Annotated in this window: 10 protein-coding genes and 3 tRNA genes; 10 read left to right on the forward strand and 3 right to left on the reverse strand. The window is 62.7% G+C overall.

Translation table 11 applies throughout. From position 1 onward, the window contains the following. The first annotated feature begins 9 nt into the window (after positions 1 to 9). The 5 genes from era (at position 10) to nagZ (ending at position 4,135) form a co-directional block, all read left to right on the forward strand. The gene (gene era / locus PQQ96_RS24765; protein WP_408297571.1) at positions 10 to 909 is read left to right on the forward strand and encodes a GTPase Era; all 900 of its coding nucleotides are present in this window, start codon (positions 10 to 12) and stop codon (positions 907 to 909) included. Then, positions 896 to 1,816 carry a DNA repair protein RecO gene (recO, locus tag PQQ96_RS24770; protein WP_408297573.1) on the forward strand — a complete coding sequence of 307 codons (921 nt, stop codon included), beginning with the start codon at positions 896 to 898 and terminating at the stop codon, positions 1,814 to 1,816. Before era ends, recO begins: the two co-directional genes overlap by 14 nt. Next, positions 1,813 to 2,577 carry a pyridoxine 5'-phosphate synthase gene (pdxJ, locus tag PQQ96_RS24775; RefSeq protein WP_120303336.1) on the forward strand — a complete coding sequence of 255 codons (765 nt, stop codon included), beginning with the start codon at positions 1,813 to 1,815 and terminating at the stop codon, positions 2,575 to 2,577. Before recO ends, pdxJ begins: the two co-directional genes overlap by 4 nt. Before the next feature lie 16 nt (positions 2,578 to 2,593). Beyond that, positions 2,594 to 3,037, forward strand: coding sequence for a holo-ACP synthase (gene acpS, locus PQQ96_RS24780; protein ID WP_054036229.1), 444 nt, complete (start codon positions 2,594 to 2,596; stop codon positions 3,035 to 3,037). 69 nt (positions 3,038 to 3,106) lie between these two features. Then, entirely contained in the window at positions 3,107 to 4,135 is a 1,029-nt protein-coding gene (gene nagZ, locus PQQ96_RS24785) for a beta-N-acetylhexosaminidase (RefSeq protein WP_408297575.1), read from the forward strand. Positions 4,136 to 4,252: 117 nt separating this feature from the next. On the opposite strand, the gene PQQ96_RS24790 is transcribed toward nagZ, so the two are convergent. From PQQ96_RS24790 to earP, 3 genes are all read right to left on the reverse strand, one after another. Beyond that, positions 4,253 to 5,635 carry a sigma-54-dependent transcriptional regulator gene (locus PQQ96_RS24790; RefSeq protein WP_408297577.1) on the reverse strand — a complete coding sequence of 461 codons (1,383 nt, stop codon included), beginning with the start codon at positions 5,633 to 5,635 and terminating at the stop codon, positions 4,253 to 4,255. A gap of 638 nt (positions 5,636 to 6,273) precedes the next feature. Then, on the reverse strand, positions 6,274 to 6,831 hold the full coding sequence (efp, locus tag PQQ96_RS24795; RefSeq protein ID WP_097390005.1) for an elongation factor P: 558 nt from the start codon (positions 6,829 to 6,831) through the stop codon (positions 6,274 to 6,276). Positions 6,832 to 7,235: 404 nt separating this feature from the next. Further along, positions 7,236 to 8,429, reverse strand: coding sequence for an elongation factor P maturation arginine rhamnosyltransferase EarP (gene earP / locus PQQ96_RS24800; RefSeq protein ID WP_408297579.1), 1,194 nt, complete (start codon positions 8,427 to 8,429; stop codon positions 7,236 to 7,238). A gap of 258 nt (positions 8,430 to 8,687) precedes the next feature. Between earP and uvrC the strand changes: the two genes are divergently transcribed. The 5 genes from uvrC to PQQ96_RS24825 all read left to right on the forward strand — a co-directional run bounded on the left by uvrC (position 8,688) and on the right by PQQ96_RS24825 (position 12,330). Beyond that, the gene (gene uvrC, locus PQQ96_RS24805; protein ID WP_408297581.1) at positions 8,688 to 10,886 is read left to right on the forward strand and encodes an excinuclease ABC subunit UvrC; all 2,199 of its coding nucleotides are present in this window, start codon (positions 8,688 to 8,690) and stop codon (positions 10,884 to 10,886) included. A 219-nt stretch (positions 10,887 to 11,105) separates the two neighbouring features. Continuing rightward, entirely contained in the window at positions 11,106 to 11,699 is a 594-nt protein-coding gene (gene pgsA / locus PQQ96_RS24810) for a CDP-diacylglycerol--glycerol-3-phosphate 3-phosphatidyltransferase (RefSeq protein ID WP_408297583.1), read from the forward strand. A gap of 239 nt (positions 11,700 to 11,938) precedes the next feature. After that, positions 11,939 to 12,014, forward strand: a tRNA-Gly gene (locus PQQ96_RS24815). A 62-nt stretch (positions 12,015 to 12,076) separates the two neighbouring features. Continuing rightward, positions 12,077 to 12,152, forward strand: a tRNA-Gly gene (locus PQQ96_RS24820). Between the two features lie 104 nt (positions 12,153 to 12,256). Next, positions 12,257 to 12,330 (forward strand) — tRNA-Cys (locus PQQ96_RS24825). Positions 12,331 to 12,511: the final 181 nt, after the last annotated feature.

Genomic DNA, 12,511 nt, shown 5'->3' on the forward strand with positions numbered 1-12,511 from the left:
AGCCCGAATATGAACGCTCCCACTCCCACTGGTTTTCGCTGCGGCATGGTCGCGATCGTCGGCCGCCCGAATGTCGGCAAGTCCACGCTGATGAACGCGCTGGTCGGCCAGAAAGTCAGTATCACGTCGCGCAAGGCGCAGACCACGCGCCATCGCATTACCGGCATTCATACGTTTGAAGACGCGCAGTACATCTTCGTCGACACACCGGGTTTCCAGACCAAGCACAGCGGCGCGCTGAACCGTTCGCTCAACCGCGCGGTCACGTCCACGCTGAGTTCGGTCGACGCGATCCTGTTCGTGATCGAAGCCGGTCGCTTCGGCCCGGACGACCAGAAGGTGCTCGACCTGATTCCGCCGTCGGTGCCCACCCTGCTGATCGCGAACAAGCTCGATCGCGTGACGGATAAGGACTCGCTGTATCCGTTCATGCAGCAGGTGAGTGCGCTGCGTCAGTTCAACGAGATCGTGCCGCTGTCGGCGAAGAATCCGGACGACATCAAGCGTTTGCTGGCGACGGTCAAGCCGTTCCTGCCGGAAGGCGCGCCGATCTACGGCGAAGACGACCTGACCGATCGTAGCGAGCGTTTTCTGGCCGCCGAAATCCTGCGCGAAAAAGTGTTCCGCTGGACTGGCGACGAACTGCCGTACACGAGCACCGTGCTGATCGACAAATTCGAAACCGAAGGGCGTCTGCGGCGCATTTTCGCGACCATCATGGTGGAGCGCGATACGCAAAAGGCGATGATCATCGGCCAGAAGGGTGCCAAGCTGAAGCAGATCAGCACTGAAGCGCGCCTCGACATGGAAAAGCTGTTCGACGGTCCGGTGTATCTGGAAACCTTCATCAAGGTGAAGAGCGGCTGGGCTGACAACGAAGCCGGACTCCGCGCGTATGGGTACGAATGACGCGTGGATGACGCTGAATTCCGACGCTGACCCGGACGACTCGGCGCCGGCAGCGCCGGTACGCGAGCCGTCCAAACCCGCTCGTAGTACCAAAAAAGCCTCATCGAGTGCCACGGGCGCTCAGGCTGCTCAAGGCGCCGAAGGCGAGCCGCGCAAAGCGCTGACGCGCCGCACGCCTCGACCCTCTGCGTCCGATTACCGGATCGCGGAGCAACCCGCTTTCGTCCTGCACAGCTACCCGTACCGCGAGACCAGTCTGATCATCGACGTGCTGTCGCGCGATCACGGCCGTCTCGCGCTCGTCGCGAAGGGCGCGAAACGTCCTCATTCCGCCTTGCGCGGCGTGCTGCAAACCTTCCAGCCGCTCGCGCTGTCATGGTCGGGCAAATCCGAAGTGCGCACGCTGACCGGGGCCGAATGGGTCGGCGGCATGTTGCCTTTAGCGGGCGACGCGTTGCTCTGCGGCTTCTATGTCAACGAATTGCTGGTCAAATTCTGCGCACGCGAAGACCCGCATCCGCAACTGTTCCATCACTACGTCGTCACGATGACGCGCCTCGCGCATGACGAACCGCCCGTGCAGGTGCTACGCTCGTTCGAACGTGTGCTGCTGCGGGAAACTGGTTACGCGATGGCGCTCGATCGCACCGTCGCGCGCAAAGCGGTGCAAGCCGAAGGCCGCTATGTGTTCGACCCGGAGCGCGGCGTACGCGAAGCGTCCGACGATCTGCCAGCGCAATGGCCGGTGATCGCCGGACAGACCTTGCTGGATATGGAAAAGGACGATTACCATCGAGTGCAGACCGTGGCGCAAAGCAAAACGCTGATGCGCTTTCTGCTCAACACTTACCTTGGCGGCACGCCACTCGCGACGCGCCAGATCCTGATCGACTTGCAGAACTTATGAGCTTCTTTCTTACGTCGCCGAATGTGATTGACCTGGGCGTGAACATCGATCACGTCGCCACGCTGCGCAATGCGCGCGGCACGTCTTACCCCGATCCGATCCGCGCCGCGTTGATGGCCGAAGAGGCCGGCGCCGATGTGATCACGCTGCATCTGCGTGAAGACCGCCGCCATATCGTCGACGCCGACGTGCGTAAGCTGCGGCCGCTATTGAAAACGCGCATGAATCTGGAATGCGCGGTCACTCAGGAAATGCTCGACATCGCGTGTGAGGTACAACCGCACGACACTTGCCTTGTGCCGGAAAAGCGCCAGGAACTGACAACTGAAGGCGGCCTCGACGTCGCCGGCCAGTTCGAAGCCGTGCGCGCCGCATGCAAGCAACTCGCCGAAGCGAACTCGCGCGTGTCGCTCTTCATCGATCCGGACGAAACGCAAATCCGCGCCGCGCACGAAGCGGGCGCACCGGTGATCGAACTGCACACGGGCCGCTATGCTGAAGCGCACGATCCCGCCGAGCAGCAGCGCGAATATGAACGCGTGGTGCGTGCCGTCGAGTTCGGCGCGACGCTCGGCATCAAGGTCAATGCGGGTCACGGCCTGCACTACACCAACGTTCAGCAGATCGCCGCGATCGAAGGCATCGTCGAACTGAATATCGGCCACGCGATCGTCGCGCATGCGATCTTCGCCGGCTGGGACAACGCAGTGCGCGAGATGAAGGCGATCATGGTCGCCGCCCGTCTCGGCGCAAGCGCTTAAAGCCGCGGCGGCGCCCATGACGATCTACGGCATTGGCACGGACATCGTTCAGGTTAGCCGCGTGGCTGCGGTGATGACACGCACCAACGGCCGCTTCGCCGAGAAGGTGCTCGGCCCGGACGAGCTGCGCGTTTATCACGCGCGTCACGCGCGTTCGGCGGCGCGTGGTCTTGCCTTTCTCGCCACCCGGTTCTCGGCCAAAGAGGCCTTCTCTAAAGCGATCGGCCTTGGCATGCGCTGGCCGATGACCTGGCGCGCGCTGCAAACGCTCAACAAGCCGAGCGGCGAGCCGATGGTGGTGGCGTCGGGCGAGCTGGCCGAATGGCTCGACGCGCGCGGCATCACGGCGCGTGTGACGATCAGCGACGAACGCGACTACGCGGTGTCGTTTGTGATCGCGGAAACCGGGGAAGTGGCACGTGGGCCGGACGCCCCCCATGCACCCGCCAGCGACGAATAAAAATTTTCTGAACGCGGCGCACGTCGGCCGTGTCTCTCTTTGCTCCAGGTTTTTTTCCAGCGGAATTCGATGAAACTCACTCCAGGACCGGTGATGCTCGACGTGGTCGGCAAAACGCTGAACCACGACGACAAACGCCGCCTTGCCCATCCGATGACCGGCGGCGTGATCCTGTTCGCGCGCCATTACGAGAGCCGCGAGCAACTGATCGCGCTGACCGATGCGATCCGCGCGATCCGCGACGATCTGCTGATTGCCGTCGACCACGAAGGCGGCCGCGTGCAGCGTTTTCGCACCGACGGCTTCACGGTGCTGCCGGCAATGGGCAAGCTCGGTGCGCTGTGGGACAGCGACGTGTTGCACGCCACCAAGGTGACGACCGCGGTCGGCTATATCCTCGCGGCCGAATTGCGCGCGTGCGGCATCGATATGAGTTTTACGCCGGTGCTCGATCTGAATTACGGCCAGTCGCAGGTGATCGGCGATCGCTCGTTCCACCGCGATCCGCGCGTGGTGGCGTTGCTGGCAAAGAACCTCAATCACGGCCTCGCGTTGGCCGGCATGAGCAATTGCGGCAAGCATTTTCCTGGACACGGCTTCGCGCACGCGGATTCCCACGTTGCGATGCCGGTCGACGACCGTTCGCTCGACGAGATCCTGCGCGACGACATGGCGCCGTACGACTGGCTCGGTGTGGCGCTCGGGGCCGTACTGCCTGCTCATGTGGTTTATCCCCAGGTCGACTCGAAGCCGGCGGGTTTTTCGCGTGTCTGGTTGCAGGACATCCTGCGGAGAAAATTGCGCTTCGAAGGCGCGGTCTTCAGCGACGATCTCTCGATGGAAGCCGCACGCCAGGGCGGCACGCTGACAGAAGGCGCGACTGCTGCGCTGGAGGCCGGTTGCGACATGGTGCTGATCTGCAATCAGCCGGACGAAGCGGAGAAGGTGCTGGACGCGCTGCGCTTCACGCCCTCGAAGGAGTCGCAGCAGCGGCTTAAGCGCATGCGGCCGCGCGGCAAGGCGTTGAAGTGGAGCAAGCTGGTCGCCGAGCCGCAGTATCTGCAAGCGCAGGCCCTGGTGCGCAGCGCATTTGCATGAGCCACGCGACGTGAGCGGATAAGCCGCTAACCCATTTGCATCGAAAAAAAACGGCGCCTGTCTCAGGCGCCGTTTTTTATTCAAGCTTGGCCGACCAATGAAGCTGGCCTCACCGGGTCAGTTCAACCGCATCCGTTGCAGCTTGTTGTACAGCGTCTTCGGACTGATCCCCAGCAGCGACGCCGCGCGATGACGCGTGCCCCCGACTGCATCCAGTGTCGCGCGGATCAGCATTTCCTCGACATCCGCGAGTGGCGTGCCCACGGCGATCTGCACGCGGCTGCCGTTCAGATCGCGTCCGTTCGCCGAGCCTGCTTCATCGGCACGCAACGATTCCAGCACGTCGCCCGACGCGTGATACGCCCGGCGCACGCGATCCTGCAACTCGCGCACATTGCCTGGCCACTCGTACGAGAGGCACTCGCGCAGGAAGTTCGGCCCGACCTGTTTGGCCGCTTCCGACGTGCCGCGCGCGCTAGCTTCGCGATTCAGTTCGTCGACGACGGCTTGCGCGATCAAGGCCGGATCGTCGCCGCGCTCGCGCAGCGGCGGCAGTGTGACAGCGGCTGCTTCGAGACGCAGCGCGAGGTCGCCGTGCAGGCTGCCGTCGTCGACTGCCGCGCGCGGCAATTTGCGCGTCGACGCGATCAGCCGGAAATCGGTCACTACCTGATTGGTGCCGCCGACTCGCATGAAGGTCTGCGAATCGAGCGCGCGCAGCAGCGCTTCCTGCTGGGCGCGCGGCAACTCGGCGATTTCTTCGATGAACAGCGTGCCGCCACTGGCTTGCTCGAACAGGCCCGGCTCGCGCTGCTCGGCACCACTGAACGCACCGCGTTCGTGACCGAACAGCAGGCTGTCGAGCGAACGATGCGCCGCGACGCTGCCCGCCGTCCGGCAATCGAACGTGACGAACGGCCCTTTGCGGCGCCGGCTCATCTCGTGCAGCGTGCGCGCGGCGACCCGCTTGCCGGTGCCGGCTTCGCCGGAAATCAGCACGGCGGCTTCGGTCGGCGCGAGATGTTCGATCGTGTCGTACACATGCTGGATCGCACCGCTGCGGCCCAGTAGCGAGCCGAAACGGCCGAGCTGGCGCAGTTGAGCGCGCAGCGTCTGGACTTCTTCGGTCAGTTCGTACGGACGCGGAATCCGGGCAAGCAGACTACGCAAACGCGGGATATTGACCGGCTTGAGCAAGTAGTCCCAGATACCATGCCGCAGGCCTTCGATCGCGCTCTCGACCGTCGCATTGCCGGTCATCACGATCACGGGCAAGGCGCCGCCGGGCGGATGCGCGGGCAGGTGCTGCAGCAGATCGAGCCCACTGCCATCCGGCAGATTCAGATCGACCAGCACGACATCGGGGATAAAGCGCGTCAGCGCCGCCCGGGCCTCGGCGATGGTGGTCGCGGTGTCGACGGAGAAGCCGTCGGCGGCGAGGATGGCGGACAGGCCTGACAGGCTGTTGGGATCGTCTTCAACAATCAGGGCATGTGGCATGGCGAGCGCTATTTTTTAGATTGACGGAATGCCCGGTGCGCCGCGCCGATACGCTGGCACGCGACCCGGGCGCGATGGCTGGCCGGTACTGCCGGACGAATGCGGTCCCGCGCGGGCAGCATCTGCCGTGGCTGCGGAATAGCCGCAGGCCAACTGGCATGAACGCCGCGCAAATCGTGCAACACGACTTGCGCGCGGAGCGGGGCGATTCGACTCACGTTGTTCTGGTCCTTTTTCTTTTCAATGGATGCCGCCTTAATGCTGGGGCACCTGTATTTCCTTCATTCGACCGGTCAGAAATCCTGGTCGCGATCCAAGAAGCGTCCTACCTCATTTGCGCTTGCCTCTCAGGTCTTGCCGCATCTCCGGAGTTGAAGAAAAAATCTTGGCAATCTGTCTCAAAAAAAAGCACGGACTGTGCCAAAGCTAATTACTTAAGCCCATCAATGGTTTGTTCGACGCAAGGCAGGAAGCTCAGTGCAACGGGCAGGCATTTTTGAGAAGTCTGCCGGTAAAGTTTTCCACAACCATACACGGCGGCGCAGAAAAGAAAAAGCGCCCAAAGTGGACGCTTTTTTTTGCCATTTTTTTATCGCTGCGCCGGACGTGCTCCAGCGCAGGATTCAGGCTGCAGGTGCTTAGGCGCGGCTGCGGTACTCGTGCGTACGCGTGTCGATTTCGATCTTGTCGCCGATGCTGCAGAAAAGCGGCACTTGCAGTTCGAAACCGGTGGTCAGCTTGGCGTTCTTCAACACCTTGCCCGACGACGTATCGCCCTTGACTGCCGGTTCCGTGTAGATGATTTCACGGACCAGCGTGGTCGGCAGTTCGACCGAGATGGCTTTCTCGTTGTAGAACACGACTTCGCAAGCCATGCCGTCTTCGAGGTAATGGAGGGCGTCGCCCATCATTTCGCCTTCGACTTCGAACTGGTTGTAGTCGGCGTCCATGAACACGTACATCGGGTCAGCGAAGTACGAGTACGTGACTTCCTTGCGTTCCAGCACGACGACGTCGAACTTGTCGTCTGCCTTGTACACGCTTTCCATGCCTGCGCCGGTCAGCAGGTTCTTGAACTTCATCTTCACGACGGCGGAGTTACGGCCCGACTTGTTGTATTCGGCCTTTTGCACGACCATTGCGTCGCTGCCGATCATCACGACGTTGCCGGTGCGGAGTTCCTGTGCGGTCTTCATAAAACTGTCCTGTACGAAATAAGTAGCTTCAACTTTTGCTCAACGGCATACGGCGCAAGCGGCTTCGCTGCTCCTCGCACCACGGCGGGGCGCCGCTTGGGAGCGGCAGCCTGCCGGAAGCGGGGCATGGAGCGTGGCCGGCTTGCCGCGGTGACCCGCGGCGGGGCTGCAAACCTGCAACCCCTGCAATCCGTTACCTGCTTTTTACCCTGTGCGGGCGTGATCGCGAGTGGCGCCGAACGACAGGGTGCGCCCCTTTTTTGACGTTGCGCCACTCACGATCAAACTGAGGGCGGTTCATGCATCTTTCGATGCCGGGTTCGCCAGCGGTTTGTTATGCGTGGCGGCTAAGGTTCACCGCTGCGATCGGGCCGCGCTTGCGTCGTCGGCCGTTGGATAACCGCTTATTTTAACTGAGTTTTTGCGAACAAGGCCAGATTTCCAGCGAGGTCGCCCACCTGGGCCAGTTCGCGGGCCCATTCGGTCGCGCGCAGCTTCAGCGCCGCACGGTGGCGCTGGAATTCAGCCCAGTCCGGCCGGCCCGCGCTGTTCCATGCGTGCCAGAAGCGCGCGAGGGCGTCCCGCGCATCGGTGGGCAAGGTGCGGGCGTAGTGGGCGAGTGCGGCGTCGAGCTTGGGCAGATGGGCCTCGTCGGCTTGGGGGTAAATGTGCCAGACAAAGGGTCTGGCGGCCCATTGGGCGCGTACGAACGAATCTTCGCCGCGTACGAAATTGATGTCGCTCGCCCACAGCAGCGTGTCGTAGCCGGGTTGCTCCGTGAATGCGAGCGCGTGGACGCTCAGGTTGCCGCGCTCGGCACGCGAACCGGCGGCGAACGAAGGCAGGCCGAAAAAGCGCGCGACCGCGCCCGAAATGCGGCCTTCCGGTACCAGCAGAACGACCGGTTCGGCGCTGTCGCGCCATTGTTCGAGCAGACTGTCGACGGCGGGGTTTTCGTAAGCGAACAATGAAACGACCGTCGCCGTGGCCGGTGGCGGCGCGCGACCGGTGGTCTTCAGCCACCACGCTTCGCGCGCCGGTTGCGACGCCTCGAAGGCCGTGCGCGCGGCGTCGAGGTCCGGTTCTTTCAGCACGCCGCCGGTGCCGGGGCCGAGTCCCGGGAAAAAGAAGGTCTTGGTCAGCGGATAGCGCGGATGCGGCGATGGCCGCAGATGGAAATCCGCGACCCAGTCTTCGGCGCTCAGATATTCGAGGTTGAACCACACGGGCACGCGTTCGCGCCGCGCCATCGCGGCCACGTAGATCGGCGGCAACTCGCAGGCGAATGCCTCGATCACGACGTCTGCCACCTCGAGCGTATCGCCCGCATGGGCCGGCTCGTGCCAGTGTTCGATGGCGATGCCGCCGACCGCCTGGCGCGCGCGATCCAGCGCCAGCGACGGGCACAGTTTCTGGAACGCATGCAGGTCGTCGACGAACACACGCACCTGCCAGCCGTGCTCGCTCGCCAGTTGGCGCGCGAGACGCCAGCACACGCCGATGTCGCCGAAATTGTCGATCACCGCGCAAAAGATATCGCAGGCGATCGTCGTGGGCGCGGCAACGGATCGTTCGGAAGCGGGCGTAGCGGAGGACATGGTGGCGTGGATCGCAGAGTGGAACGGGTGGTGTGCCTGGGTTTTGCCGGACCTTGCTGGCGGGCGGCGCAATCAGCTTCAGCCGCTGGCTTGCTCCGACGCATCGCCCCATTCAATGCAGCAGGGTTCGAACACCCGCAGAATGCTCTAAACTGGCGATTCTAAAGCACTCATCCTCGGTTTCGCGCCTAAGTGAGCACTCAGCGCGCAGCACGCAGGCAGAGGCTTCGCGACACTGTCCCAGCCAACCGATTCTGCATGACCGAACCCGAAGCAACCGACGTTTTCGAGCCGAAAAAAGTGCTCGCCCAATTGCCGCATCTGCCCGGCGTCTATCGCTATTACGATACGCAGGGCGCGGTGCTTTACGTGGGCAAGGCACGCGATCTCAAGAAGCGTGTCTCGAGCTATTTCACGAAGACGCAACTGTCGCCGCGGATCGCGATGATGGTGACGCGCATTGCGCGCATCGAGACGACCGTCACGCGCTCCGAGGCTGAGGCGCTGCTGCTCGAAAACAATCTGATCAAGGCGCTGGCGCCGCGTTACAACATTCTGTTTCGCGACGACAAGTCGTATCCGTATCTCAAGCTGACCGGCCACAAGTTTCCGCGCATGGCGTATTACCGCGGCTCGGTGGATCGCAAGAATCAGTACTTCGGCCCGTTCCCGAGTGCGTGGGCGGTGCGCGAGAGCATCCAGATCCTGCAGCGCGTCTTTCAGTTGCGCACCTGCGAAGACTCGGTGTTCAACAACCGCACGCGGCCGTGTCTGCTGCATCAGATTGGCCGCTGCACGGCGCCGTGCGTCGCGGCGATCAGTGAAGAAGATTACGCGCGCGACGTCGCCAACGCGTCGCGCTTTCTGCTCGGCCGGCAGGGCGAGGTCATGAATGAGCTTGAACAGAAAATGCACGCGTTCGCGAGCGAGCTGAAGTTCGAGCAGGCCGCGGCGGTGCGCAATCAGATGAGTTCACTGTCGACGGTGCTGCATCAGCAGGCGATCGAAGTCGGTGGCGATAGCGATGTGGATATTCTCGCGGTCGTCGCGCTCGGTGGGCGCGTGTGCGTGAATCTCGCGATGGTGCGCGGCGGACGGCATCTGGGCGACAAGGCCTATTTCCCGGCGCATGTGGAAAGCGCCCTGACGGTCGGCGAGGGCGGGCTTGAAGAGGGGGGCGACGATGAGCTGTTGGTCGATGGCGCGACCGGCGCCGGCTCCGCATCTGACGAGGCCGCGAGCGGCGCGAACGCATCGTCCGATGCAGCTGACGCGCTCGCAATCGCTGAGGAGATGGCGTCCGAAGAGAGCGATGACGAGGAAGACGCTGCGGTCGACGCTGAGGCGGATGAGGCCGCCGAGTCTGAAATCGAACCTTCAGCGCCACGCAAAGGCCGTGCAACTGCCGGCGGCATCGAATCCGAAGTGCTCGAGGCGTTCATTGCACAGCACTACATCGGCAATCGCGTCCCGCCGGTGCTCGTGGTCAGCCATGCGCCGACCACGCGCGAGCTGGTCGACGTGCTGATCGAACAGGCCGGCCATAAGGTGACCGTGCTGCGCCAGCCGCAAGGGCAACGGCGCGCATGGCTTGCGATGGCCGAGCAGAACGCGCGGCTCGCGCTCGCGCGTCTGCTCTCGGAACAGGGCTCGCAGCAGGCCCGCACGCGCGCGCTTACCGACACGCTCGGCATGGAGTGCGACGACCTCGCGCATTTGCGTATCGAGTGCTTTGACATCAGCCACACGATGGGTGAGGCGACGCAGGCGTCGTGCGTGGTGTATCACCATCACAAGATGCAGTCGTCCGAATATCGCCGCTACAACATCGCGGGCATCACACCGGGCGACGACTACGCGGCGATGCGCCAGGTGCTCACGCGTCGTTACGAGAAGATGGTCGCGCAAGCCGCTGCGAACGCCGCCGACGAAGCGGCCGAATTGCAAACCGACGCCGCCGCGGATCCGTCGCTCGCACCGGATGCCGCGGAGCCGGCGGCGGCCGGTGGCATCCTGCCGACCATCGTATTGATCGACGGTGGCAAGGGTCAGGTTGAAATCGCGCGGCAGGTGTTCACCGAACTGGGTCTCGATACCGGCATGCTGGTCGGCGTGGCGAAGGGCGAGGGACGCAAGGTCGGTCTCGAAACCCTGATTTTCGCCGACGGCCGCGCGCCGCTCGAACTCGGCAAGGAAAGCGCGGCGCTGATGCTGGTCGCGCAGATTCGCGACGAGGCGCACCGCTTCGCCATCACCGGCATGCGCGCGAAGCGCGGCAAGACACGCCAGACCTCGCGGCTCGAAGAGCTCGAAGGGGTGGGGGCAAAGCGGCGGCAGCGGTTGCTGGCGCGCTTCGGCGGGCTTCGTGGGGTGGTCGCGGCGAGCGTCGAGGATCTGGCGAGCGTCGAAGGGATTTCGCAGGCACTCGCCGAGCAGATCTACCGCCAATTGCACTGATCGCGGTACCCCACGCTGCCTGAGGAGCGGCAGGTGGACGGCAGATAAGCGGCAGATAACTAGTCGATAAACGGCGCGGAAGCGGCCCACAAGCGGCTGCAGGCGGCCGATCAGCGGTACTCCGGGGTGGCGCGCGCGGAGCCCGTGCGCCGCTTTGCTTGTGGCAGGTCTTGTGACACGGCACAATTGCATCTCCCTTGTCAGACGCTGCGCCTGCCCATGCCGTTTAATTTCCCGATTTTCCTGACTTGGCTGCGGATCGTTCTGATTCCGCTCGTCGTCGGCGTGTTTTATTTGCCCGACATGATGATGAGCCTGGCCCACCGCAATCTGGCGGCCGCGACAATCTTCATTCTGGCGGCGCTCACCGACTGGTTCGACGGCTATCTGGCCCGCAAATGGAACCAGACTTCGGCGTTCGGCGCGTTTCTCGACCCGGTTGCCGACAAGCTGATGGTGACGGCTGCGTTGCTGGTGCTGGTGCAATTGGCACGGATCGATTCGGCGATTGCGTTGGTGATCGTCGGACGCGAGATCGCGATCTCGGCGCTGCGTGAGTGGATGGCGCAGATCGGTGCGTCGAAGAGCGTCGCGGTGAATTCCCTCGGCAAGTTCAAGACCGTGTGCCAGATGGTGGCGATTCCGATGCTGCTGTTTTACGGGCCGTTGCAGTTCGGCGGCGGCGTCTCGGTCGATACGCGTGTGTGGGGCCTGTGGTTGATCTATCTGGCCGCGTTCCTGACGATCTGGTCGATGCTCTACTACATGAAACTCGCGTGGCCGCAGATTCGTGAACGGGGTGGCGTTGCCTAACTGGAGAACGATCGGGGCGCGTTGCCACAGTGGCGTTTGCGGGTCGAGCGTCTCTGCGAACGCCTCCGCGCATGTCTCCGAAGCGTGAGTGAAATCTTTTCAGTTAAAGACATTCGCAAAAGGGGTTGACACGTTCCAGTCGTTTCTCCATAATCTCGTTTCTCCGATGCACGCAGTTCGAAACGTCGGAGGCAGTAAGAGAGTAGTTGCAGTAACAAGGCAGCAGTTAGCAGCAAATTGCGGGAGTAGCTCAGTTGGTAGAGCGCAACCTTGCCAAGGTTGAGGTCGCGAGTTCGAGCCTCGTCTCCCGCTCCAGTTTTTTAAGCAACGCGTTGTTTGGCGAAGTAAAAGTGCAAGGCGTTGTGAAGTAGGGCAATGCGGGAGTAGCTCAGTTGGTAGAGCGCAACCTTGCCAAGGTTGAGGTCGCGAGTTCGAGCCTCGTCTCCCGCTCCATACATAAGGGGAAGCAACGCTTCCCTTTTTGTTTGGTGGGTTGGTCCTTACGGCTTCCCACCAGGCAAATCTGAGAATCTGCAGCTAGGTTCCAGTCCGCTTGCGGCGCGATAGCAAAGCGGTTATGCAGCGGCCTGCAAAGCCGTTTAGGCCGGTTCGACTCCGGCTCGCGCCTCCAGTAGTTGATGTAAAGAAAAGCCCCGACTTGTCGGGGCTTTTCTTTGTGCGCCGAGCATGCGCAACAGGTTGGGGGTGGAAGTCCCCTTCTATGAGCAGGAAGTTGTCAAGGCCTTTCGCGAACTACCTGTTTTGTGGACGCCATGAACTGATGTCCAGGAGTTATCCACGGCCGGTCAGCG

Source organism: Paraburkholderia sediminicola (genome assembly GCF_046027825.1).
Lineage (GTDB): Bacteria > Pseudomonadota > Gammaproteobacteria > Burkholderiales > Burkholderiaceae > Paraburkholderia > Paraburkholderia sediminicola_D.

Coding starts and splice junctions, on each gene's coding strand:
- era (WP_408297571.1), top strand. CDS start 10: ATGAACGCTCCCACTCCCACTGGTTTTCGCTGCGGCATGGTCGCGATC.
- recO (WP_408297573.1), top strand. CDS start 896: ATGGGTACGAATGACGCGTGGATGACGCTGAATTCCGACGCTGACCCG.
- pdxJ (WP_120303336.1), top strand. CDS start 1,813: ATGAGCTTCTTTCTTACGTCGCCGAATGTGATTGACCTGGGCGTGAAC.
- acpS (WP_054036229.1), top strand. CDS start 2,594: ATGACGATCTACGGCATTGGCACGGACATCGTTCAGGTTAGCCGCGTG.
- nagZ (WP_408297575.1), top strand. CDS start 3,107: ATGAAACTCACTCCAGGACCGGTGATGCTCGACGTGGTCGGCAAAACG.
- PQQ96_RS24790 (WP_408297577.1), bottom strand. CDS start 5,635: ATGCCACATGCCCTGATTGTTGAAGACGATCCCAACAGCCTGTCAGGC.
- efp (WP_097390005.1), bottom strand. CDS start 6,831: ATGAAGACCGCACAGGAACTCCGCACCGGCAACGTCGTGATGATCGGC.
- earP (WP_408297579.1), bottom strand. CDS start 8,429: ATGTCCTCCGCTACGCCCGCTTCCGAACGATCCGTTGCCGCGCCCACG.
- uvrC (WP_408297581.1), top strand. CDS start 8,688: ATGACCGAACCCGAAGCAACCGACGTTTTCGAGCCGAAAAAAGTGCTC.
- pgsA (WP_408297583.1), top strand. CDS start 11,106: ATGCCGTTTAATTTCCCGATTTTCCTGACTTGGCTGCGGATCGTTCTG.